At 74.3% G+C, this 21,319-nt stretch carries 21 protein-coding genes; 7 read left to right on the forward strand and 14 right to left on the reverse strand.

What is annotated here, in order from left to right; genetic code table 11:
* Positions 1–98 precede the first annotated feature (98 nt).
* The 4 genes from IE330_RS08025 to IE330_RS08040 all read right to left on the reverse strand — a co-directional run bounded on the left by IE330_RS08025 (position 99) and on the right by IE330_RS08040 (position 5,716).
* Positions 99–656: a YbaK/EbsC family protein gene (locus IE330_RS08025; RefSeq protein ID WP_190135177.1), complete on the reverse strand. Its 558-nt coding sequence runs from the start codon at positions 654–656 to the stop codon at positions 99–101.
* A 267-nt stretch (positions 657–923) separates the two neighbouring features.
* Positions 924–3,557: a hypothetical protein gene (locus IE330_RS08030; protein ID WP_190135178.1), complete on the reverse strand. Its 2,634-nt coding sequence runs from the start codon at positions 3,555–3,557 to the stop codon at positions 924–926.
* Positions 3,558–3,840: 283 nt separating this feature from the next.
* Entirely contained in the window at positions 3,841–4,737 is an 897-nt protein-coding gene (locus IE330_RS08035; RefSeq protein WP_190135179.1) for a LysR family transcriptional regulator, read from the reverse strand.
* 394 nt (positions 4,738–5,131) lie between these two features.
* Positions 5,132–5,716 (reverse strand): helix-turn-helix domain-containing protein, encoded by a 585-nt coding sequence (locus IE330_RS08040; protein ID WP_190135180.1) that lies wholly within the window; start codon positions 5,714–5,716, stop codon positions 5,132–5,134.
* A gap of 111 nt (positions 5,717–5,827) precedes the next feature.
* Here IE330_RS08040 and IE330_RS08045 point away from each other — a divergent pair, with 111 nt between their 5' ends.
* Positions 5,828–6,694: a DMT family transporter gene (locus tag IE330_RS08045; RefSeq protein WP_190135181.1), complete on the forward strand. Its 867-nt coding sequence runs from the start codon at positions 5,828–5,830 to the stop codon at positions 6,692–6,694.
* A gap of 148 nt (positions 6,695–6,842) precedes the next feature.
* On the opposite strand, the gene IE330_RS08050 is transcribed toward IE330_RS08045, so the two are convergent.
* Positions 6,843–7,625: an acyltransferase gene (locus IE330_RS08050; protein WP_190135182.1), complete on the reverse strand. Its 783-nt coding sequence runs from the start codon at positions 7,623–7,625 to the stop codon at positions 6,843–6,845.
* 136 nt (positions 7,626–7,761) lie between these two features.
* Between IE330_RS08050 and IE330_RS08055 the strand changes: the two genes are divergently transcribed.
* Entirely contained in the window at positions 7,762–8,301 is a 540-nt protein-coding gene (locus IE330_RS08055; protein ID WP_190135183.1) for a gamma carbonic anhydrase family protein, read from the forward strand.
* A 52-nt stretch (positions 8,302–8,353) separates the two neighbouring features.
* Here IE330_RS08055 and IE330_RS08060 read toward each other — a convergent pair whose 3' ends face one another.
* Both IE330_RS08060 and IE330_RS08065 read right to left on the reverse strand, forming a co-directional pair.
* The gene (locus tag IE330_RS08060; protein WP_190135184.1) at positions 8,354–9,034 is read right to left on the reverse strand and encodes a DedA family protein; all 681 of its coding nucleotides are present in this window, start codon (positions 9,032–9,034) and stop codon (positions 8,354–8,356) included.
* A 394-nt stretch (positions 9,035–9,428) separates the two neighbouring features.
* Complete coding sequence (locus tag IE330_RS08065; RefSeq protein ID WP_190135185.1) at positions 9,429–9,887, reverse strand: DUF4442 domain-containing protein; 459 nt, start codon at positions 9,885–9,887, stop codon at positions 9,429–9,431.
* Between the two features lie 147 nt (positions 9,888–10,034).
* Between IE330_RS08065 and IE330_RS08070 the strand changes: the two genes are divergently transcribed.
* Together IE330_RS08070 and IE330_RS08075 are read left to right on the forward strand one after the other, a co-directional pair.
* Complete coding sequence (locus IE330_RS08070) at positions 10,035–11,021, forward strand: DUF8017 domain-containing protein (RefSeq protein ID WP_190135186.1); 987 nt, start codon at positions 10,035–10,037, stop codon at positions 11,019–11,021.
* A gap of 132 nt (positions 11,022–11,153) precedes the next feature.
* The gene (locus tag IE330_RS08075) at positions 11,154–12,209 is read left to right on the forward strand and encodes a DUF8017 domain-containing protein (RefSeq protein ID WP_190135187.1); all 1,056 of its coding nucleotides are present in this window, start codon (positions 11,154–11,156) and stop codon (positions 12,207–12,209) included.
* Between the two features lie 46 nt (positions 12,210–12,255).
* On the opposite strand, the gene IE330_RS08080 is transcribed toward IE330_RS08075, so the two are convergent.
* The 3 genes from IE330_RS08080 to IE330_RS08090 form a co-directional block, all read right to left on the reverse strand.
* Positions 12,256–13,149, reverse strand: a complete 894-nt coding sequence (locus IE330_RS08080) for a spermidine synthase (protein ID WP_190135248.1) — start codon at positions 13,147–13,149, stop codon at positions 12,256–12,258.
* A 322-nt stretch (positions 13,150–13,471) separates the two neighbouring features.
* Positions 13,472–14,650 (reverse strand): elongation factor Tu, encoded by a 1,179-nt coding sequence (gene tuf / locus IE330_RS08085; protein WP_190135188.1) that lies wholly within the window; start codon positions 14,648–14,650, stop codon positions 13,472–13,474.
* A 345-nt stretch (positions 14,651–14,995) separates the two neighbouring features.
* Positions 14,996–15,700, reverse strand: coding sequence for a DNA alkylation repair protein (locus tag IE330_RS08090; protein WP_190135189.1), 705 nt, complete (start codon positions 15,698–15,700; stop codon positions 14,996–14,998).
* Positions 15,701–15,749: 49 nt separating this feature from the next.
* Between IE330_RS08090 and IE330_RS08095 the strand changes: the two genes are divergently transcribed.
* Complete coding sequence (locus tag IE330_RS08095) at positions 15,750–16,457, forward strand: TVP38/TMEM64 family protein (RefSeq protein WP_190135190.1); 708 nt, start codon at positions 15,750–15,752, stop codon at positions 16,455–16,457.
* A gap of 183 nt (positions 16,458–16,640) precedes the next feature.
* Here the strand turns inward: IE330_RS08095 and IE330_RS08100 are convergent, their stop codons facing one another.
* Positions 16,641–17,810, reverse strand: coding sequence for a thiolase family protein (locus IE330_RS08100; protein ID WP_190135191.1), 1,170 nt, complete (start codon positions 17,808–17,810; stop codon positions 16,641–16,643).
* Between the two features lie 289 nt (positions 17,811–18,099).
* Between IE330_RS08100 and IE330_RS08105 the strand changes: the two genes are divergently transcribed.
* Together IE330_RS08105 and IE330_RS08110 are read left to right on the forward strand one after the other, a co-directional pair.
* Positions 18,100–18,591: a winged helix-turn-helix transcriptional regulator gene (locus tag IE330_RS08105; protein WP_190135192.1), complete on the forward strand. Its 492-nt coding sequence runs from the start codon at positions 18,100–18,102 to the stop codon at positions 18,589–18,591.
* 453 nt (positions 18,592–19,044) lie between these two features.
* Positions 19,045–19,917 carry an undecaprenyl-diphosphate phosphatase gene (locus IE330_RS08110; RefSeq protein ID WP_190135193.1) on the forward strand — a complete coding sequence of 291 codons (873 nt, stop codon included), beginning with the start codon at positions 19,045–19,047 and terminating at the stop codon, positions 19,915–19,917.
* A gap of 191 nt (positions 19,918–20,108) precedes the next feature.
* Here IE330_RS08110 and IE330_RS08115 read toward each other — a convergent pair whose 3' ends face one another.
* From IE330_RS08115 to IE330_RS08125, 3 genes are read right to left on the reverse strand one after another with little or no spacing between them, the layout of a single operon-like run.
* On the reverse strand, positions 20,109–20,453 hold the full coding sequence (locus IE330_RS08115; RefSeq protein WP_190135194.1) for a DUF6415 family natural product biosynthesis protein: 345 nt from the start codon (positions 20,451–20,453) through the stop codon (positions 20,109–20,111).
* Positions 20,450–20,845, reverse strand: coding sequence for a hypothetical protein (locus IE330_RS08120; protein ID WP_190135195.1), 396 nt, complete (start codon positions 20,843–20,845; stop codon positions 20,450–20,452). The genes IE330_RS08115 and IE330_RS08120 overlap by 4 nt, the downstream gene beginning before the upstream one ends.
* Positions 20,842–21,306, reverse strand: a complete 465-nt coding sequence (locus IE330_RS08125) for a hypothetical protein (RefSeq protein WP_229925473.1) — start codon at positions 21,304–21,306, stop codon at positions 20,842–20,844. The genes IE330_RS08120 and IE330_RS08125 overlap by 4 nt, the downstream gene beginning before the upstream one ends.
* Positions 21,307–21,319 lie beyond the last annotated feature (13 nt).

Below are 21,319 nucleotides of genomic sequence, written 5' to 3' on the forward strand. Positions count from 1 at the left end.
GCCCCGGGCGGTCGGCCCCGCTCCGGCCCGCAGCGGGCGCTCGGCCGCGCCCGGGCCCTGAGGGGGCGTTGTGGCCGCACCCGGCGGGACGCCGCCGCTCATTCCACGCCGAGGCCCTCGATCAGCACCGCGTTCGGCAGCTCCGGGAACACCTTGCCGGGCACGATCAGCTTGCCCCGGCGGCTGCCGCTGCCGACCAGGACCCACGGCAGGCCGGCGACGGCCGCGTCGACGAGGAGCGGCCAGGTGCCGGGCAGGCCGATCGGCGTGATGCCGCCGTACTCCATGCCGGTCTCGCCGGTGGCGGTGTCCATCGGCGCGAACGAGGCCTTGCGCGCGCCCAGTTGGCGGCGCACGGCGCCGTTCACGTCCACGCGGGCGCGGGACAGGACCACGCACGCGGCGAGCGTGGTCCCACCTCCGCGCTTGCCGGCGACGACGACGCAGTTCGCGGACTGGTCGAGCAGCTCGGGGCCGTAGTGCTCGACGAACGTGGCGGTGTCCGCCCACTCGGGCTCCGTGTCGACGTGGACCAGCTCGTCGGCGGGCACGGGTCCGCTCCAGCCGCGCACCGCGTCGGCGACCGGGGCGACGAGCAGGTCCAGGGCCTGCGGGGCGGGGCGGACGGCGTCGAAGTCTCCGATGGGTGCGCGCATGTCCGCACGGTAACAGGGCCGTTGGCGCGACCCGGCCGGGCCCGGTGCGGGCCGGACGCCGCGTGCCCCCGGACGGGAGGCCCCTCAAGGGGCGCGAGGAACGGCGCGCCCGGTCGGCGCGAAGCCGCGGACGCGACTGCGGGGTGACCCGGCAGACGCGTCCGCGGGCGAGTTGATGGTTGCTCGCGCAGTTCCCCGCGCCCCTGGCCCAGGCGCGCTGCCAGGGGCGCGAGGAACGGCGCGCGCCCGCGGCCGGGTGGGGCCCCGCTACGGAGCGGTGGTGCCCCACGTTCCGGGCAGCGCGTGCTCAGCACCCCGCACAGGCCCGCGTCGCGCGGCGGCCTCGCCCGACGGGGGCGGTGAGGACGACGTGGTGATCGGCTTGAAGACGCCGACGACCTTCTGGACGCCGGTGAGCGGCGGAGTGCACTGGGGGTCCACGCCCTGGCACGCGCCCTTCCATCCCTGGAACTGCGACTGGTCTCCGGCCACTGCCGTCAGGCTGAAGTCGGGGTCCTTGACGTCGTAGGAGCACGCGGAACCGGTGCAGTTGCCCGAGCCGGACACAACCACGCTCCCCTGGCCGCCCGCCATCTGCTCGACACCGACGAGGACCCTGGCGTAACCGGTCCCCGACACCTCCGCGAAGGACGTCGACCCGCCCCAGCCCGCGGTCAGCCGGGCCGTGACCTCGCCGACCCCGCCCGGCCGGAAGGCCACGGTCACCGAGCAGGAGGTCTGCCGCCCGGGGCCCAGCTCCACCGAGGAGCAGTCGTCGGTGACGACCTGGAAGGCGTCCGACCCCGTCAGCTCCACCGTGTCCACGGTCGAGACCTTGGAGCCGGGGTTCACCACGGTGAAGGTCCGGGTCTCCGGCCGCCCCTCCTGCGCGCCGACACCGAGGCCCGCCGCGCCGCCGCCGGCGCCCGGGCGGACCAAGGCGTCGCGGAAGACGGCGGAGCCGGGGGTGACGACGGGGGTGGCCGGCTTCTCCCCGTCGGTTCCGCCTGGTCCGCCCCGCTCGCCCTTCCGGCCGTCCCGGCCGCCTTTGCCCTGTTCCCCCTGTTTACCTTTTTTGCCCTGTTCGCCTTGCTCACCTTGTGCACCGGGATCGCCCGTTCCGCCCCCGCCCCCGGGCCCGCCGGGGGACACCCCGGAGCCGCCGTTGCCCCCGCCGCCGCCGTCGCCTCCGCCCTGCTTCGGCTCCGTGCCGTTCCCGCCGTTCCCGCTGTTCCCGCCGTTCCCGCCGTTCCCGCTGCCGCCGGACGGGCCCGCCGAGGTGCCGCCGGACACGCCCGGCGGCTTGTCCCGCCCCTGGTCGTCGGACCCGTTCAGACCCAGGGCGTCCAGCGCGAACCCGCCCGCCACGACCGCGGCAAGACCGGCCCCCGCGACCACCGCCGCCCGGCGGATCCGGCGCCAGTCCCTGGGCGGGCGGCGGCGGGGCGGGGCGGTGCCGTTCGGGCCCGCGACGACGAACGCGAGGTTCTCCCGGGTGCGCTCCGCGCCCTCCTCGTCGGCCAGCCGGTCCCGAATGTCCAGGGCCTTCTCCAGCTCCTGCCCGGCCTCCTCGGCACGGTCCTGGAAGAAGAGCAGCGTGCCCCGCTGGTGGGCGAAGTAGGCCTCGGCGAGGGCGTCCTGCCGGGCGCGCGCCGCCTCCAGGCCGCAGGCGACCACGCGCTGCCAGGTCTCCCAGCGGCCCTGGACGAACAGGACCGGCTCCACCGCCCGCACGATGTCGATCACGGCCTGCCACTCGCGCACGCCCGCCGCGTACCCCAGCAGCCCGACCGCCGACTCCAGCGCGGTGTGCGCCTCCTCGCCGACGGCGGGGCGCTCCCGGAACCACTCCACAAGGCCGCGCTCGGCCGTGGCGAGCGCGAAGTACCCGAGCAGCAGCCCGCGGTAGGTCTCGCCCTTGCACACCGGCAGCCCGAAGCGGTCGTCCGGGTGCTCGACGAGGCCCTTGCGGAACAGCGCGTCCAAGGCCGTGGTCACGTACGCGACGTCGGCCATCGCCGCCACCAGCGTGGCCGGGATCAGCGCCCCGGCGGCGAAGGCGCACACGGCCAGGACGCGCCGCTCGTCCGCGGTCAGCGCGTCGATGCTGAGCCGGTCCAGCTCGCCGGGGTCGCGCTCGGCCACGGCGGCCAGCGAGGCCAGGGTGTGCTCGCCGGACGTGACCAGCGCGGCCACCTGGCGGATGTGCAGCGGCTGCCCCTGGACGGCGCCGACCAGGTCGTGCGCGGCCTGCGCCTCCTCCGGCCGGATCACCCGGCCCAGTTCCCGGGCGAGCAGCGACACCCCGGCGGCCCGCACGAGCCCGCCCAGGTCGTGCACGGCCCCGCCCTCGCCGAGCACCGGCTCCCCGGAGCCGATGACGAGGGCGCAGCCGGGCAGCATGCGGCGTACGTAGGCGAGCTGGCTCTCGGTGAGGGTGACGTCGTCCAGGGCGACGAGGGCGTTGGCGTGCCCGAGGATCTGGGCGCACTGCTGGGTGGTCAGCCGCACCGGCTCCTCGGAGGCCTCGGCGGGCCGGAGGGTGTAGAGCTCGGAGACCAGCCGCTGGAGGAGGTCGTCCAGGCCGAAGTCGCCCAGTTTCAGGTACACATGGGGCTCGGTGGCGCCGCGGGCGGTGCCGAGCGCGACGAGGTGCCGCAGGAGGGTGGTCTTGCCGTAGCCGCACGGGGCGTGGAAGTTGACCGCTTCGCGGTTCTCCACGGCGGTGTGGGCCAGGCGCACCGCCGCGTCGCGCCCCATGAGGAACGGCTGGGGCAGTCCCCGCGTCCGGGCGGGGCCGAGCGGGTCGGTGGCGGTGGTGCGCAGCCGCGCGCGGGCGATACGGGCGCCGAGCGCGGTGTCGATGGTCAGGGTGTGGGTTCCGCAGACGACGGTACTCATGGGTACTCCGTGCTTGCTCTGGAGCTTCGGCGCGCCGGTGTGCCGTACGGGGCCGGGGCCGGGGCCTCGCGGGCGGGAGCGGCGAGCCTGTGTCCGCTGTCCCCCGCCACGGGTCCGGGGGGCGGGTTCAGTGGACGTCCAGGATCAGCCGTTTCCGTAGGGCTGTCGAAGTCGTAATGCCTATGGGGCAGAGCCCGCGGCTATGGCGGCCGGTGGGCTGACGTGTCGGACGCGCGGGACGGCCGGGGCGCGGGCGAAGGGGACGCGGCATGCCCGGTGCGGCTCAGTGCGCCGTGAGCCCGCGCGCGAGTTCCGCGGCCAGCGCGCAGAACGCGGCGGGCAGCTCCCTGTGGTCCTCGCGTCTGCGCGCCGCGACGACGAGGGCGCCGGGCAGGCCGGTGAGCGGCAGTATCCGGACCCCGGCCGGGAGGGGCGTGGTGCGGAAGGCGAAGGGGCCCGGGCACACGACGTGGTGCAGGACGACCGAGGTGAAGATCTCGTACGGCGAACTGACCGGTTCCCCGACGAACTCGGGGGCCTCGCCGTTGCGTTGGGCGTACATCTGCCACCACCGGCGCATCCCGTCGGGCACGGCGGGGGCGACGTGGGGCAGCGGCTCCTCGATGACGTCGGCGAGCGTGGCGCCGTCCCGGCCGTGCAGCCGGTGGCCCGGCGGGACGGCGAGGCCGCGCGGCTCCGCCAGGAGCGGCTCCCACACCAGGCGCTCGGGGTCCAAGGGCATCCGTATCAGTGCCACATCGACCTCGCCGCTGGTCAGCGGGGTGTCGAAGTCGGTGATGGTCAGCTCGCGCCAGGCGACGCGGACCTCCGGGTGGGCGGCGGCGAAGGCGCTGAGGACGGGCAGGTGCACGTCGCGCGGCAGCGGCACCCCGATGCCGACGCTCAGCCGCGCCGGCCCGTCGGCCGCCCGCCGCGCCGCGCGGGCCGCGTCGTCCACCGCGGCCAGGACGAGCCGGATGCGCTCGTAGTACACCTCGCCGGCCCGTGAGGGGCGCACCCCGCCGGGGCCGCGGCTGAGCAGCGTGACGCCCAACTCCCGCTCCAGGTCGCGGATCTGCTGGCTGAGGGTCGGCTGGGAGACGTGGAGGGCGAGGGCGGCGCGGGTGAAGCTGCCCTGCTCCGCCACCGCGACGAAGTACCTCAAGTGCCGTATCTCCATATCCGGTCGCCTCCCCCGACGCCTTCCGGATGCTCCTTCCGCATATTCCTCCGGGAAGCGCCACCGTCAGAAGGGCGCACACCGGGGCGCGGAAGCACACCACCGAGGGGCGCGCGCCGGATGCGGGGTGCGCGGGGCACATGGCGCGCGCGTGCCCCGTGTTCCGCGCCGCGGGCGGCGCGCGACGCCCGCGGCGCACCGGGGCGCCGTGTCGCGTACGGCGCTCTCCGTACGACCCGGCGCACGCGAACGGCGTCGGCTCCGTACGACTCGGCGCGCGCGGACGGCGTGGGCTCCGTGCACCCCCTCACGCGGGCGGCGTCGAGTCCGTACGACTCGGCGCGCGCGGGCGGCGTCGGCTCAGTAGGACCCGGCGTGCGCGAACGGCGTCGGCTCAGTAGGACCCGGCGTGTGCGGGCGGCACCGCCACCGACATCGTCATCTCCACCGGTTCGGCGCCCTTGTTGTGGTACCCGTGGCGCACGTTGGCCTCGAAGCTCGCCGAGGACCCGGCGGGGACCAGGTGTTCCGCGCCGTCCACGACGAGGGTCAGCTCCCCGGTGCGCACGTGCAGCAGCTCCATGGTGCCCGGCGGGTGCGCGTCGGAGTCGCTGCCGTCGCCGGGCATCAGGTGCCAGGTCCACAGCTCGAAGGGGCCGCGCGCCTCGGTGCCGACGAGCAGCGTCGTGCTGGAGCCCGCCTCGGTGGACCACATCCGCACCGCCTGCTCGGGCGGTACGACGCGCACGTGCGGGCCCTGTTCGTAGTCGAGCAGCGTGGTGATGCTGATGCCGAGGGCGTCGGCGAGCTTCACGGTGGTGCCGACGCTGGGGTTGGTGCGCGCCTGCTCGATCTGGATGATCATGCCGCGGCTGACGCCGGAGCGGGCCGCCAGCGCGTCGAGCGTGAAGCCCCTCTCACCGCGCCAGCGCTTGAGGTTGCGCGCGAGGGACTGCGTGAGCTGATCGAGATCTGACAAGGCCGACCCATTCCGTCCAATATTTTGGATGACACAGTTCAGTCTACTGAACTACGGTGTGGTGCATCCCAACGCTCCACCTGGTTCACCACACTGTACTGCGAGGCTCCGATGACAGCACTGTTCGCCCTGGCCACGAGCCTGTTGTGGGGGCTGGCCGACTTCGGCGGCGGGCTGCTGACCCGGCGCCTGCCCGCGCTCACGGTGGTCGTGGCGTCGCAGTGCCTCGCGGTGGCCGTGCTCGGGGTGGTGGTCGTGGCGAGCGGCGGCTGGAGCGAGTGGGGGCCGCGGCTGTGGTTCGCCGTCGGCGCGGGCCTGGTGGGGCCGGTCGCGATGCTCGCCTTCTACAAGGCGCTCGCGCTCGGCCCGATGGGCGTGGTCTCGCCGCTGGGCTCCCTCGGCGTCGCGGTGCCGGTGGGCGTCGGCCTCTTCCTCGGCGAGCGGCCCGGCCCGGCGCAGTTCGCGGGCATCGCGGTGGCCGTCGCCGGCATCGTGCTCGCGGGCGGGCCCGAGCTGCGCGGCGCCCCGGTGCGGCGCCAGGCGGTCCTGCTCACGCTGCTCGCGGCGTTCGGCTTCGGCGCCGTCATGGCCCTGATCGCGGAGGCGTCGACCACCGTCCCCGGCCTGTTCCTCGCGCTGTTCGTGCAGCGCGTGACGAACGTCCTCGCGGGCGGCACCGCGTTGTACGTCTCCGTGCGGCGCGGCGGCAGGGCCCTGCCGGAGGGCACGGGGCCGGGCGCGGTGTGGTCCGCGCTGCCCGCCCTGGCCTTCGTCGGCCTCGCCGACGTCGCCGCCAACGGCACGTACGCGCTCGCGGCCCGCTCCGGCCCGGTCACCGTCGCCGCCGTCCTCGCCTCCCTCTACCCCGTCGTCACCGCGCTCGCCGCGCGCGGCGTCCTCAAGGAGCGGCTGCGCGGGGTACAGGCCGCGGGAGCGGGCCTGGCGCTGGTGGGGACGGTGCTGCTGGCGACGGAGTGAGGCGGGGCGGGGCCTCGACGGCGGTGGGGCGCCTGGGGCCCTCGGGGCACGTGAGGCCCGCGGGGCCCCCGGCTTCCCGGCGGAAGCCAGGCCTTCGCACCCGTCCCGCGGCGGGCACGGGGCGTGGCCGGAGCGGGGCGCCGCTGCGCTACCCGTTCCCCTCGGCCTCGGTCAGCTCCCCCAGCCGCTCCAGGGCCGGTTCGTCCAGCTCCCCGAGCGCCAGCAACTGCTCCGGGGTGATGCCCTCCGGGATCGGCACCGGGGCGGGCGTCCGCAGCGGCGGCTGCCAGCCCCGCTCCGCGCACCACGTCCGTACGACGCGCGCGGGCGCCCCGGCCACCACGGCGTGGTCGGGCACCTCGCCGCGCACCACCGCGCCGGCCGCGACCACCACGTTGCGGCCGATCCTGGCGCCCGGCAGGATCACCGCGCCGGTGCCGACCCAGCAGCCGGAGCCGATCTCGACGGGCTCCATGCGGGGCCACTGCTTGCCGATCGGCGTGTGCGGGTCGTCGTAGGAGTGGTTGGTCGACGTGACGTACACGTACGGCCCGAAGTAGCAGTCGTCCCCGATCGTCACCGAGGTGTCGGCGATCACGTGGCTGCCGCGGCCGAGGACCACGCCGTCGCCGATGCGCAGGATCGGCTCCGGGCCGAGGTCGAGGTCGGGCATCAACCCGGCGGTCAGCGTGACCTGTTCGCCCACGATGCAGTGCGCGCCGAGCCGGATCCAGGGGGCGCCGAAGACCGTGCCCTGCGGGAAGGCCAGCTTGGTGCCCTCGCCGATCGCGCCGAACCTGAGCCGCCCCGGCCGCCGCGCGGTCACCGCGCCGGTGCGCTGCACCCAGGCCCAGCCCGCGTGGACGGCGCGCTGGGCGGCGCCGCGCCGCCAGTCGGCGAAGGATGAGAACACGTTCTTGTTCCGGGGCACGGGCTCACGTTACTCAGCCCCGCGCGGGGCGAGCACGTCCCCCGGCTGTGATCTTCGCCCCACGCCCCGGCACGCGGGCGGCCGTCCCGTACGGTTCGCTCAGGCGCGACGGACGGACGCATCCGAGGAGAGAGCGATGAGCCACCAGGCACTCGTCATGGGCATCGGCGGCAAGGACCCCCGCATCGACCAGGAGGCCTTCACCGCCCCCACGTCCGTGGTCATCGGCGAGGTGACCCTGGGCGCGGGCGCGAGCACCTGGTACGGGGCCGTGCTGCGCGCCGACTGCGGGCCGATCGAGGTCGGCGCGGACAGCAACGTCCAGGACAACTGCAGCGTGCACGTGGACCCCGGTTTCCCGGTGACCATCGGCGAGCGGGTGTCGGTCGGCCACAACGCGGTCGTGCACGGCTGCACGATCGAGGACGACTGCCTCATCGGCATGGGCGCGACGGTCCTCAACGGCGCGGTGATCGGCGCCGGTTCCCTCGTCGCCGCGCAGGCGCTGGTCCCGCAGGGCATGGTGGTGCCGCCGGGCTCGCTCGTGGCGGGCGTCCCCGCGAAGGTGAAGCGCCCGCTCACGGAGGAGGAGCGCGCGGGCATCTCGCTCAACGGCACGATGTACGCGGAGCTGGCGAAGACCCACCGCCAGGCGCACGCGGAGCGGTCGGCGTAGCCCGGGAGGGCGACACCGACCGCGGGGCTTCCGAGGGGGCCGTTCGAGCCGGTCAGTCCGCGACGGCGGCGGCCGTCGCGGGCACGGCCTCGCCCGTGCCGCTCCCCGCGCCGTGCGCGTCGTTCTCCGCCGCGCACTTCCGCGCCCGCCGCTTCATCAGCAGCATCGAGCCGATCCCGACGAGCACGGCGAGGCCGAGGCCGACGTACGAGAAGCGCTTCAGCCAGTCCTCGGCGACCACGCCGACCCAGTAGACGACGGCGGTGGTGCCGCCCGCCCAGGCGATGCCGCCGAGGACGTTGGCGACGAAGAACTTCCAGTACGGCATGCGCAGGACGCCGGCCAGCGGGCCCGCGAAGATGCGGAGCAGCGCGACGAAGCGGCCGAAGAAGACCGCCCACATGCCCCACTTCTGGAAGGACCGCTCGGCGCTGCCGATGTTGGCCTCGCCGAAGTGCTTGGGGAACTTGCCCCCGAGCCAGGCGAGCAGCGGCCTGCCGCCCTTGCGCCCGATGGCGTAGCCGATGGAGTCGCCGATCACCGCGCCCGCGGTGGCGCAGGCGCCGAGGACGACGGGGTTCACGTCCCCGTGCTGGGAGGACAGGAGCGCCGCCGAGACGAGGACGATCTCGCCGGGCAAGGGGATGCCGAGCGACTCCAGGCCGATGACGATGCCGACGAGCGCGTAGACGCTGACGGCCGGTACGTTCTCCAGCCACTCCTGGACGTGCAACCCCGGTTCCTTCCGTGTGCGGTCGACTCCCCCGGCGCGCACCGTGATCACGCGCGCCGGGGCAGCCTACCCGCACGCTTCCCGGCTCCCGTGCCCCGCCTCAGCGCCCCGGGCCGGCGCACACGAGGGCCTCGCCACCGCCGCAGCCCCCGTGTCCCGCCCCCGCGGCGGCGGACTCCCGCAGCCGGGCGGGCTCGTCCTCGTGGCGCCGGTAGGCCGCGCCGCCGGTCGGAGGCGGCGCGGTCGGGCGGCGCGGGCGCCGCGGGCGGCGCGGGCGGCAGGTCCATACGGACCACGATCACCGCACGGCGCCGCGCCCCGCCTGAGTACGGGTACTCAGGTACTCAGGACACCCCAGCCACGCGAGGACGCCTCAGCCACGCGGGGCCCCGGGTCACCGGGGGTCGTTGGGGCGGAGCGTCCAGGTCACGGACATCTCGCCGGTGACGGCGCCGTCCTCCCGCGTGATGTCGATCCGCACCGGGAACTCGGGGCGCCGGCCCGCGTCGAGTTCGGCGACCACCTCGGCGGCCGGCCGGCCGAGCGTCGCGGTGGCCCTCACCGTCCCCATCGCGAGCTTCTTGTACGCGATGTCGGCGCGCACCGCGAGCGGCACGGCCCGCGAGAGCTGGTCGCCGAAGGCGGCGAGCACGATGGCCCCGCTGGCGGACTCCCCCAGCGTGAACATCGCCCCGGCGTGCGGCCCGCCCACGTGGTTGTGGTAGTCGCCCTGGTCCGGCAGAACGACCACGGCCCGCTCGGGCGTCGTCTCGACGAACTCCAGGTTGAGGGTCCGGGCCATCGGCACGGTGGCGGCGAGCATCTCGCCGATCGACATCTGGTCTGCGCTCATGACCGGAGGTTACCCACGAGTAGCCAATCTTGGCCAGACACGGCCGCACATCGGACATGTGCCGCGCGGGAGGCCGTACCACCCCACGCGGGGCCCCGTCAGGGCCAGTTGCGGGGGCCTCGGCGGCGGCCCCGTAGGGTTTCCGCCATGAGCCCGCAGGATCAGAATCCGTACCAGCAGCCCGGCTACCAGCAGCCGAACCCGTACCAGCAGCCGGGTTACCAGCAGCCCCATCCGTACCAGCAGCCGGCCGCGGGCGAGCAGGGCGGGTGGAGCGCGCCCACCGCGCCGTCGGGCGTGCCGCAGGCGCCGGGCGGGGGCGCCGGTGGAGGGGGCGGGGGCGGGAACAGGACCAAGGTCATAGCCATCGCCGCGGCGGCGGCCGTGGTGGTGGCCGCGGGCGTGACCGGCTTCCTGATCCTCGGCGGCGGCGACGACGACAAGGACGAGGCCCGGCCCGAGGCCGCGCCCACGAAGGCGGCGCCGACGCCGAACGACGGCGACGACGGCGAGCGCGGCACGGACGGCGACCCGAAGCCGACGATCCCCGGCTGGCACGTGGTGGTGAACGCCAAGTGGGGCACCGCCTTCGACGTGCCGCCCGACTGGGAGCCCCAGGGCCCCGGCTTCGCCATCAACATGGAGGACCACAAGACCGGCAAGCCGGTCGCGGCCATGGGCGCCCCGGCCCTCCTGAAGCCGAAGTGGTGCACGCACGACGACGACAAGGACGGCCGCTCCGAGGACGTCGAACTCGGCGCCACGGGCACCAAGGGCGCGCGGGGGGCGAAGAACACCGACGAGGTCGCGATCAACACGGTCGGCTGGTGGATCTACGGCGGATACACCCAGCCGGACAAGAAGAGCTTCACCCTCGACGAGAAGGCCCAGCCCTACACCACCAAGTCGGGCATCAAGGGCAGCTTCGCCTGGGCCCGTTCGACGAACACGCCGCAGCGGGGCAAGTGCGCGTCCGACGGCAAGGCGATCTCGTTCGGCTTCAAGAACGCCGCGGGCGAGTTCGTCTCCTGGAACCTCTACGGGGCGAAGGGCGTGAAGGAGGAGATCCCGACCGACACCATCATGAAGATCCTCAGCACGGTACGCCTGCACGGGAAGCCGACGGCGTCCTGAGCCGTATTCTGACCGGCCCACGTCAAATCTTCACGAGTTCGTCACCGCTTGGTACGGGCCCTGGCCCGGTGCCCGTCCGCCGCTCGACCGAGCGTGGCGACCGGGCGCACGCCCCCTCTATGGTTACTGGCCATGTGGCCAGAACAGCAGCCGCCCGGGGGCGCGCAGAACCCGCAGGACCAGAACCCGTACCAGCAGCCGGGGTACCAGCAGCCCAACCCCTATCAGCAGCCCGGCTACCAGCAGCCGAACCCGTACCAGCAGCCCGCGGGGCCGCACCCGGGCGGGCAGCAGCAGTGGGGCGCGCCCACCGTTCCGCTGGGGGCGCCACAGCCCGGCGGCCCCGACACGGGCGGCGGCAACGGCGGCGGCGGTGGCAACAAGACCAAGGTCACGGCCCTCGTCGCGGCGGCGGCCGTGGTGGTGGCCGCGGGCGTGACCGGCTTCCTGGTCCTCGGCGGCGACGGTGACGACAAGGCGGACAAGGCGGGCACGAAGCCGTCCAAGTCCGCCACGAAGAAGCCGGAGCCGAAGCCGTCGGACGACGACAACCCGCGCGGCGTGGACGACCTGAAGCCGACGGTCCCGGGCTGGCAGGTCGTGGTGAACCCCAAGTGGGGCACCGCCTTCGACGTACCGCCGGACTGGGTGGTGAAGTCCCCGGACACGCTGATGGGCTTCCACGACCGCAACAAGGGCGACGGCACCAAGGCGCTCATCATCATGTCCGCGCCCGCCGTCTACAAAGAGAAGTGGTGCACGTCCGACGACGACAAGGACGGGCAGATGGACGACTCCTCGCTCGCCACCGTCGGCACCAAGGGCCAGAACGGCGCCAAGAACACCAAGGACGTCGCCCGCAACGACTCGGCGTGGTGGGTGTTCGGCGGCTACACGGGCCAGAAGAAGGCCGACAAGAAGAAGATCAAGATCGGCAAGGTGGAGTCGTACACCACCAAGTCCGGCATCGAGGGCAGCGTCGCGACCACCGTGTCGGTGGGCGACCCCGGCTCGGACAAGTGCGACAGGAATGGCAAGGCCACGACGTTCGCCTTCAAGAACGCCTCGGGTGACTACGTCGCCTGGACGCTGCACGGCGCGAAGGGCGTGAAGGAGGAGGTCTCCGACGCCCTGGTGAAGAAGATCCTCGCCACGGTCCGGCTGCACGGGGAGCCCGAGGAGTCCTGACCCGACCTGACCCCGCGCCTCGCCGCCCCGGCGGCGGCGCGCGGGGTCAGCCGATGCTGAACGCGCCCTCCGGGGGCTCCGGTGAGGCCACGGCGTCCGCGTCCCGTACGGGCCGCGCGTCCCCGAGGAAGCGGCGCAGCGCGGCCCCGTGCACCACCCGTGCCGGGAACACGTCCGCCCGGGCGCGTCGTACCAGCGCGTCGACGTCCAGGGGCCGGTGCGCGGCGACCAGGACCGCGTTGCCGAAGCGGCGCCCGCGCAGCAGCGCGGGCTCGGCGATCAGCGCCAGCTCCGCGAACCGCTCGGCGAAGGTGGCCACCTGGGAGCGGAGGAAGGCGAACGGCGCGCCGTCGGCGAGGTTCGCCGCGTAGACGCCGTCGGCGCGCAGGGCCCGCTCGACGGCGCCCGCGTACGCGTCCGAGGTGAGGTGCGCGGGCACCCGCGAGCCGCCGAAGACGTCCCCCACGACCACGTCCGCGCCCCCGGCGGGGGCCGCCTCCAGCCAGGCCCGGGCGTCCGCGGCGTGCAGACGGATCGGCTCGCCCTGGGGCAGCGGCAGCTCCTCCACGACCAGGCGCAGCAGCGCGCGGTCGGCGTCGACGACGTCCTGCCGTGAACCCGGCCGGGTCGCGGCGACGTAGCGGGGCAGCGTGAGCGCGCCGCCCCCGAGGTGCACGGCGTCGAGCGGGCGCCCGTCCGGGGCAACGGTGTCCAGGATGTGGGCGAGCCTGCGCGCGTACTCGAACTCCAGGTACGTGGGCGCGTCCAGGTCGACGTACGACTGCGGGGCGTCGTCGACGGTGAGCATCCAGGCGCGGGCCCGGTCCACGTCGGGCAGCAGCTTGGCGGTGCCGTGGTCGACGACACGGGTGACGGGCAGCGCCTCGCCGCCCTCTTGGGCGTCGCCCCCGCCACCGTCGCCGGGGGCGGTGCCGGGTATCGGCGCGGGGTCGGGGGTGTCGGCTGGCAGGTCCACCGGACCATTGTGCCCGGGCGCCGGGGGGCGAGGGAGCCGTCGGCCGGACAGCGCTTGTAGGACCGGACCGGAACGGGGGGCGGGAGCGGAACGGGGGCGGGGGCGGGAGCGGACCCGGAGGCCCGGCACACCCCGACGGCTCAGCAGCCCCCACAGCCCCGGACACCCCAGCCCCGCAACGTGGTCGGCACCCGGCCCGGCGGCGCGGCCGGGGTCGCTCCGGCGCGGGGCGGTGACGCGGGCCCCACCGCTCGGGCGGTGGGGCCCGCGTCACCTCACCGGCGCGTCAGGCGACAGCCGTCACCGTGCCGGCGCCCACCGTGCGCCCGCCCTCGCGGATCGCGAAGCCGAGGCCGGGCTCCAGCGGGACGTCCCGGCCGAGCTCCACGGTCATGGTGACCGTGTCACCGGGGCGGGCGACGGCCGCCTCGCCGAGGTCGATGTCCCCGACGACGTCCGCGGTGCGGATGTAGAACTGCGGCCGGTAGCCCGTCGACACCGGGGTCGAGCGCCCGCCCTCGCGGGCGGACAGCACGTACACCTGGGCGGTGAAGCGGCGGCTCGGCCGGGTGCTGCCGGGCGCGGCGACGACGTGCCCGCGGCGGACGGCGTCGCGGGGCACCCCGCGCAGCAGCAGCGCCACGTTGTCGCCCGCCTGCGCGGACTCCATGGCCTTGCCGAACGTCTCCAGGCCGGTCACGACGGTCTCCACGTCGTCGCCGGAACCGCCGAGGACGCCGACCCGGTCGCCGACGCGGACGGTGCCGCGCTCGACGGCGCCGGTGACGACCGTGCCCCGGCCGGTGATCGTCAGGACGTTCTCCACCGGCAGCAGGAACGGCGCGTCCACGTACCGCTCCGGCATCGGCACGTACGTGTCCACGGCGTCGAGCAGCGCCTCGATCGAGGCCGTCCACCGCGGGTCGCCCTCCAGCGCCCTGAGGCCCGAGACCCGGACCACCGGTGCGGCGTCGCCCCCGTAACCGTGCGCGGTCAGCAGGTCGCGCACCTCCAGCTCGACGAGGTCGGTGAGCTCCTCGTCACCGGCGTCCGCCTTGTTCAGCGCGACGACGACGTGGTCGACGCCGACCTGGCGGGCGAGCAGCACGTGCTCGGCGGTCTGCGGCATGATCCCGTCGACCGCCGAGACGACGAGGATCGCGCCGTCGAGCTGCGCGGCGCCGGTGACCATGTTCTTGACGTAGTCGGCGTGGCCCGGCATGTCCACGTGCGCGTAGTGCCGGGTGTCGGTCTCGTACTCGACGTGCGCGATGTTGATGGTGATGCCGCGCTGCGCCTCCTCGGGCGCGCGGTCGATGCGGTCGAAGGGCACGAACGTACCGGTGCCGCGCTCGGCGAGGACCTTGGTGATGGCGGCGGTCAGGGTGGTCTTGCCGTGGTCGACATGGCCCATCGTGCCGATGTTGAGATGCGGTTTCGTGCGGACGTACGCCGTTTTGGACATGGTGGTTCCAGCTCCGGAACTCGAAAGGTGAGGTCCGCGGCGCGCGGCCGACGGACGGGGACCCCGGGGGCCTGGCCGACCCTCCCCCTGCGGGGTCCGCCGGAGTGTCCGGGGAGGGTCAGCGTCGGGCGCCGTCAAGAGGAAAGGCGGCAGCCTCGGCAGCGTCCGCGACTGCGGACGGAGCTGCGGGAGAGGCGTGCCGGAACATGTCGACGATCATGGCTGACGGGCTGTCGTCCGTCGAATGATTTTCTGCGACGCACCGGTCACGTACGGCAGTTGCGCCGCGCGTGCCCCGGGGGTCCCGGGGGTCCCGGACGTTTCACGCCGGGCACGTCAGGCGCGTCAGGCGCCGATGTTCCTCAGGGCCTCGCGCACCGACAGGGGTGACAGGCTCTCGCGGTGCCGCCGGACGAAGTCGCGTACCGCGTCCGGTGCGGTCTTCGCGTACTCACGCAGACACCAGCCGACGGCCTTGCGGACGAAGAAGTCGGGGTGGCCCGCCTGGCGCGCGCAGTAGCCGAACAGCCGCTCCTCGTCGGTCGCCCGCCGGAAGCGGAGCTGGTGGAGCAGCGCGGTGCGGACCAGCCACAGGTCGTCGTCGGTGCTCCACTGGTCCATGGTGGCCGCGAGCTTCGCGTCGGCGGCGACGAGCCCGCCGACGACGTGCGCGGCCAGCGCGTCCACGGTGTCCCACCACGGCACGGTCGTGACCAGGTGGCGGGCGACCGGCAGGAAGTCGGAGGAGCAGTGCCGCACGTGCCGCCGCAGGTAGTCGACGGCGAAGTAGTGGTACTCGCGCTCGGGCAGCTCCCAGCAGCGCAGGGCGATCGCGGCGCAGTCCGCCTCGCCGGGGCGCGGGGTGCCCGCGAGGACGGTCCGCGCCAGGTCGCGGCGGACCGGCGAGGCGAGGCCGAGGAACGGAGCGACGTCCTTCATGTACGCGCGCATCTCTGCGGCGCGGGCCGGATCGGCCGCCTCCGCGAAGGTCGTGGTGAGCCGGTCCACGAGGGTGTCGGCGAGTGAACTGCGCGGCACTGTGACGCTCATGAGACGCACCATACGGCGATCAGACACGTCTGTCGGTTAATCTCCCCGGATGCTCGATACCGCCGCAACCCCGCCGCCGGGCCTCGCCGTGCGCTGCACCCGGGTGCTGCTCTCGCCGTGGTCGCGGCTCTCCCTGCTCGTGCTGCTGCTGGCCGCGGCCGGCACGGGCGTGCTGCTCTTCGAGCCGCAGCGGCTGCTCTCCGACGGCTGGCCGGCGCAGCTCACCGGGGCCGCCGCGGTGGGCGTGTTCGCGGTGGCGTACGGCATGTGCACCGTGGCGTTCGTGCCGCGGCCGCTGCTCAACCTCGCGGCGGGCGCGCTGTTCGGCGCGCAGGCGGGGCTCGCCGCCGCGGTCGCGGGCACGGTCCTGGGGGCCGGTGTCTCCTTCGGGCTCGGCCGGGTGCTGGGCCAGGACGCGCTGCGGCCGCTGCTACGGGGGCGCTGGCTGAAGGCCGCCGACGGCCAGTTGAGCAGGCACGGCTTCCGCTCGATGCTGGCGGCGCGCCTCTTCCCCGGCGTGCCGTTCGCGGCGGCCAACTACTGCGCGGCCGTCTCGCGCATGGGGCTGCTGCCCTTCCTCCTGGCCACGGCGGTCGGCTCGGTCCCGAACACGGCGGCGTACGTGATAGCGGGCGCCCGCGCCGACACGCCCACGTCCCCCGTGTTCCTGCTCGCGATGGGCTTCATCGCGGTGTCGGCGCTGGGGGGCGCGGCGGTGGCCTGGCGCAAGAGGCACCGGCTGCGCGGGGGACTCTGACCCGGCCGGCGTCCGCGCCGCCCCGGTCCGTCCGGGCCCCGGTCCGTCCGGGCCTGGGTCCGTCCGGGCCTGGGTCCTTCCGGCGCCCGGACACCGCGAGGCTCGGAGCACCGGACGGGCCGGGGTGCGGCCGGGCGGGGGCGCGGCCCGTCTCCTGATGGCGGGGCCCGCCGCGTCGTCACCTCACAGGGCTTCGAGGACCGTGGCGTTGGCGAGACCGCCGGCCTCGCACATGGTCTGCAGGGCGTACCGCGCCCCGCGGGCCCGCATGGCGTGCACCAGCGTGGTCATCAGCCGGGTGCCGCTGGCGCCCAGCGGGTGGCCGAGGGCGATGGCGCCGCCGTGCACGTTCACCTTCCGCTCGTCGGCGCCGGTCTCCCGCAGCCAGCACAGGACGACGCTCGCGAACGCCTCGTTGACCTCGAACAGGTCGATGTCGTCGAGGGTCAGGCCCGCCCGGCGCAGCACCTGCTCGGTCGCGGGCAGGATGCCGGTGAGCATCAGGAGCGGGTCGGAACCGGCGACGGCGAAGCTGTGCAGGCGGGCGAGCGGGCGCAGGCCGAGCCGGGCGGCGTTCTCACCGGTGGTGATGAGCACGGCCGACGCCCCGTCGTTGAGGGGGCTGCTGTTGCCCGCGGTGACCGACCAGTCGATCTGCGGGAAGCGCGCGGCGAAGGCGGGGTCCTCGTAGGCGGGCCTGAGCCCGGCGAGGACCTCGGGCGTGGTGGCGGGGCGTACGGACTCGTCGCGGGTGACGCCGTCGAGCGGCGCGACCTCGGCGTCGAACAGCCCGTCCTCCCAGGCGCGGGCGGCCTTCCGGTGCGAGCCGGTGGCGAAGGCGTCCATCTCCTCGCGCCCGATGGACCACTTGGCGGCGATGAGTTCGGCGCTGATGCCCTGCGGGACGAGCCCCTCGGGGTAGCGCTCGGCGACGCCCGGGCCGAAGGGGTCGGCGCCCGCGGGCACGTTCGACCACATCGGTACGCGGCTCATGGACTCCACGCCGCAGGCGATCGCCATGTCGTAGGCGCCGGCGAGCACGCCCTGCGCGGCGAAGTGCACGGCCTGCTGGGAGGAGCCGCACTGACGGTCCACGGTGGTGGCGGGCACGGACTCCGGGAAGCCCGCGGCCAGGGCCGCGTACCGGGTGGTGTTCATGGCCTGTTCCGCGACCTGGTCGACGCAGCCGCCGATCACGTCGTCGATCCGGGCCGGGTCGACCCCGGCGCGCCCGACGAGCGTCCGCAGGGTGTGGGCGAGGAGGTCGACGGGGTGCACGTGGTGGAGGGAGCCGCCCGGCTTGCCCTTGCCGACGGGGGTGCGTACCGCTTCGACGATGACGGCGTCGCGCATGGGAGATGCCTCTCGCACAGGCCGGGCCACGGGCCCGGCGGGCTGGGTGAGTTTGAAAACTGGACGCACTGGCGTACTCCACGGTAACCAAGTGCGTTGGTTTTTCCAACCCACCTTTAGACTCGTCTCCATGCCGCGTACGACGACTACGCCCGAGACACCTGCGATGCCTGAGACGCCTAAGACGCCTGTCGGGGCTGGTGGTGCTGCTGGCGCTGCTGGTGCCGCCGGTACTGCCGGTTCCGCTGGTACTGCCGGTGCCGCAGGTACTGCTGGTGCTGCCGCTGCGATGAAGGGTCCGAAGGGTGCGAAGGGTCCGCGTCCCTGCGCCATTGCCGACACCCTCGCGCTCGTCGGGGAGAAGTACTCGCTGCTCGTCCTGCGTGAGGTCTTCCTGGGGGCGCGCCGCTTCGACCAGCTCGTCCGCAACACGGGGGCGCCGCGTGACGTCCTGACGGCGCGGCTGCGCCGCCTGGTGGAGGCGGGCGTCCTGGAGAAGGTCCGCTACAGCGAGCGCCCGCAGCGCTTCGAGTACCGGCCGACGGCGGCGGGCCTGGAGCTGGAGTCCGTCCTCATGACCCTGATGGCGTGGGGCGACCGGCATCTGCGCGCCCCGCACGACCGCCCCATGGTCATCGAGCACGCCTGCGGGCACGCGCTCACTCCCGTGGTCACGTGCGCCGCCTGCGGCGACGCGGTCCGCCACGACGACCTGACGGCTCACCCGCAGGCGCCGGGCTGGACGGTCACGGGGCCGGCCCCGACCCCGCCCACCGACTGAGCGCCACCCGCGCCCGACTCGCGCCGCCCCCGCCCCGCACCGATCCCCCGTCGGGCCCCGCCGGGTCAGCGCCGATCGCCGTCGGGCCTCGCCGGTCCCTGCCGACCCCCCGCCGGCGCCAGGAAGCCGGACCGCGCGCCACCGCGCCCGACCGCGCTCGACCGCACCCCACCGCTAAAAGCGGCCCTCCCACCGGTGCGTAACTTTGTGACGCTACGCTGCCCCCGGCGAGGCACCGTGATCCCCGGGAGCACCCCCATCCCTCCTGGCCGACCACCACCCGGAACCCGCACAGACGCACCCATCCCACCCACCGCACTCCGCACGCCCCAACGCAGCACCGCACCGCACCGCACCCACCGCACCGCCCTCGCCGCCCCGGTCCCCTTCCCCTGCCTCTGACCGCCACCTCACGGGTCAGCGCACGATCAGCATCTGGACGGCGCAGTTCTCATGTCTTGGCTCGAATCGTTCATCCTCGGACTCGTCCAGGGACTGACCGAGTTCCTCCCGATCTCCTCCAGCGCCCATCTGCGGCTGACCGCGGCCTTCGCGGGATGGCACGATCCGGGAGCCGCGTTCACCGCCATCACGCAGATCGGCACCGAGACCGCCGTCCTGATCTACTTCCGCAAGGACATCGGCCGCATCATCGCGGCGTGGTCCGGTTCGCTGGTGGGCAAGGTGCCGCGGTCCGACCACGACGCGCAGATGGGCTGGCTGGTCATCGTCGGCTCGATCCCGATCGGCGTGCTGGGCGTGACCCTCAAGGACCAGATCGAGGGGCCGTTCCGCGACCTGCGCCTCATCGCCACGACCCTGATCGTCATGGGCGTCGTCCTGGGCGTGGCCGACCGCCTCGCCGCGCGCGACGAGACCGGCGGCAGGCACCGCGCCGTACGCCACCGCAAGGACCTCAAGGAGCTGGGCGTCCGGGACGGCCTCATCTTCGGCGTGTGCCAGGCGATGGCCCTCATCCCCGGTGTCTCCCGCTCCGGCGCGACCATCAGCGGCGGCCTTCTCATGGGCTACACCCGCGAGGCCGCGGCCCGCTACTCCTTCCTCCTCGCCATCCCTGCCGTCCTCGCCTCGGGCGCCTACGAACTCAAGGACGCGGGCGAGGGGCACGTCTCCTGGGGGCCGACGATCTTCGCCACGATCATCGCGTTCGTGGTCGGATACGCCGTGATCGCGTGGTTCATGAAGTTCATCACGACCAAGAGCTTCATGCCCTTCGTCTACTACCGCATCCTGCTCGGCATCGTCCTGTTCGTACTGGTGGGAATGGGCGAGCTGAGCCCGCACGCGGGCGAGTCCGCCGACTGAGGCCACCCTCCGGAGTCATTGCCCTCCTGCCCGGGGAGGAGGGGTGGAACCTCTCCCCCGCCCTGGACACGGCCCCGCGTGCCACACCGCGCGGGCCCCGGCCCCGGACGGCGAGTCCTTCGCGTACGAGGCGACCGGTTCGCCGGGCCGGATCGGCTGATCGCAGCGCCAGCACAGCAGCGCGCCCGCGCTCACGGCCGCACCTCGCCGTCTGCCGGGTACGCGGCCAGCTTGCGCAGATGACGGGCGAGCTCTCCCACACGCAGGGCTGCGGCCAGCGGCCCGACGCGCAGGTCGGGCTCCTCGCCCTTCGCCTCCAGAGCCGCACGCGCGTCGTCGACGACCTGGAGATGCCGATACCAGTCCCGGCTGCGGACCTCCGCCGCGGCGGCCGCCCGCTCCGCCCCGGGCAGGCGGAGGCGGATCTGGGCGACGAGGCGCCGGTGCACCTCGGCGGTCTCCGCGGGAGGAGGCAGCGTCCTGCCGGCCTCGCCGGCCGCCGCGAGCAGTTCGTCGAGCTGCCTGGCGTTCGTCATGAGCGTGTCCCCACTGCGATGGTGTCAGAGCCTGCCCACGCGGCGAGCGCCCGCAGCACGACAGCCAAGCGACGCTCACGGAGCGGAAGCACGCGGTCTAGGAGGACCTGCCGCCCGAGCGCGATGGCGAGCACGACCTCCACGAAGGCGTACTCGGCGTCGTCCAGCTCCAGCTCGGTGAGACGGAGGGAGAGGCGTGTCCAGTCCGCCCGTACGCCGTCGTCGGCCTGCGCCACGAGGACCCGCTGTACGGCGGGGCGGGCCAGCAGCTCCTGCTCGTGGATGAGCATGGTCACCGCGATCCGGTCGGAGGCCTCGGTGGCCCACGCCAGGAGACGCTTCTCGACGGGCTCGGACCGGGGGGCGGGCGCGGTGTGGTCGTGCTCGGTCATCGTCGGCCCACCGTCCTGAGCGGCTCGGCCGTGGCCAGCAGCGCGCGCAGGCGCCGGACGTCGCACAGGCATCCGGGCTGCGACGGCTCGACGATCCAGCGGGTGAGCATGGTCGGTTGGCCGGGGCGGGGCACGCCGAGGTACGTGTTCGTGGAGAGCCGCTCGTCCGGGCCGTCCCAGTCGGCGCCCGGCTCAATGAGTACGTAGTACGGACCGAGGCTGCTCCGAAGATCCCGGAGCACGGGGCCCTCGAGCCAGGACTCCAGCGCATCGGCCACCATCTGTGGCTGGTCGCTGCCCACGGCGGCGTGTATGCGCGCGGCCGGGACGCGGACCGCGTCGAAGCGACGGCCGAGTGGCAGGAGCGCCACGCCGTGGTCCAACCACTCCGCCCAAGCCCCGTTGGAGTCGGGGGCGGCCTGGGCCAGCCAGTCGGCGATCAGCCGTTGCCCCACCGTCACGATGCACCCCGCA

Origin of the sequence: Streptomyces longispororuber (assembly GCF_014656095.1) — a bacterium.
Lineage (GTDB): Bacteria > Actinomycetota > Actinomycetes > Streptomycetales > Streptomycetaceae > Streptomyces > Streptomyces longispororuber.

Coding starts and splice junctions, on each gene's coding strand:
- IE330_RS08025 (WP_190135177.1), bottom strand. CDS start 656: ATGCGCGCACCCATCGGAGACTTCGACGCCGTCCGCCCCGCCCCGCAG.
- IE330_RS08095 (WP_190135190.1), top strand. CDS start 15,750: ATGCTCGATACCGCCGCAACCCCGCCGCCGGGCCTCGCCGTGCGCTGC.
- IE330_RS08065 (WP_190135185.1), bottom strand. CDS start 9,887: ATGAGCGCAGACCAGATGTCGATCGGCGAGATGCTCGCCGCCACCGTG.
- IE330_RS08105 (WP_190135192.1), top strand. CDS start 18,100: ATGAAGGGTCCGAAGGGTGCGAAGGGTCCGCGTCCCTGCGCCATTGCC.
- IE330_RS08045 (WP_190135181.1), top strand. CDS start 5,828: ATGACAGCACTGTTCGCCCTGGCCACGAGCCTGTTGTGGGGGCTGGCC.
- IE330_RS08090 (WP_190135189.1), bottom strand. CDS start 15,700: ATGAGCGTCACAGTGCCGCGCAGTTCACTCGCCGACACCCTCGTGGAC.
- IE330_RS08070 (WP_190135186.1), top strand. CDS start 10,035: ATGAGCCCGCAGGATCAGAATCCGTACCAGCAGCCCGGCTACCAGCAG.
- IE330_RS08055 (WP_190135183.1), top strand. CDS start 7,762: ATGAGCCACCAGGCACTCGTCATGGGCATCGGCGGCAAGGACCCCCGC.
- IE330_RS08030 (WP_190135178.1), bottom strand. CDS start 3,557: ATGAGTACCGTCGTCTGCGGAACCCACACCCTGACCATCGACACCGCG.
- IE330_RS08115 (WP_190135194.1), bottom strand. CDS start 20,453: ATGACGAACGCCAGGCAGCTCGACGAACTGCTCGCGGCGGCCGGCGAG.
- tuf (WP_190135188.1), bottom strand. CDS start 14,650: ATGTCCAAAACGGCGTACGTCCGCACGAAACCGCATCTCAACATCGGC.
- IE330_RS08035 (WP_190135179.1), bottom strand. CDS start 4,737: ATGGAGATACGGCACTTGAGGTACTTCGTCGCGGTGGCGGAGCAGGGC.
- IE330_RS08100 (WP_190135191.1), bottom strand. CDS start 17,810: ATGCGCGACGCCGTCATCGTCGAAGCGGTACGCACCCCCGTCGGCAAG.
- IE330_RS08120 (WP_190135195.1), bottom strand. CDS start 20,845: ATGACCGAGCACGACCACACCGCGCCCGCCCCCCGGTCCGAGCCCGTC.
- IE330_RS08075 (WP_190135187.1), top strand. CDS start 11,154: ATGTGGCCAGAACAGCAGCCGCCCGGGGGCGCGCAGAACCCGCAGGAC.
- IE330_RS08110 (WP_190135193.1), top strand. CDS start 19,045: ATGTCTTGGCTCGAATCGTTCATCCTCGGACTCGTCCAGGGACTGACC.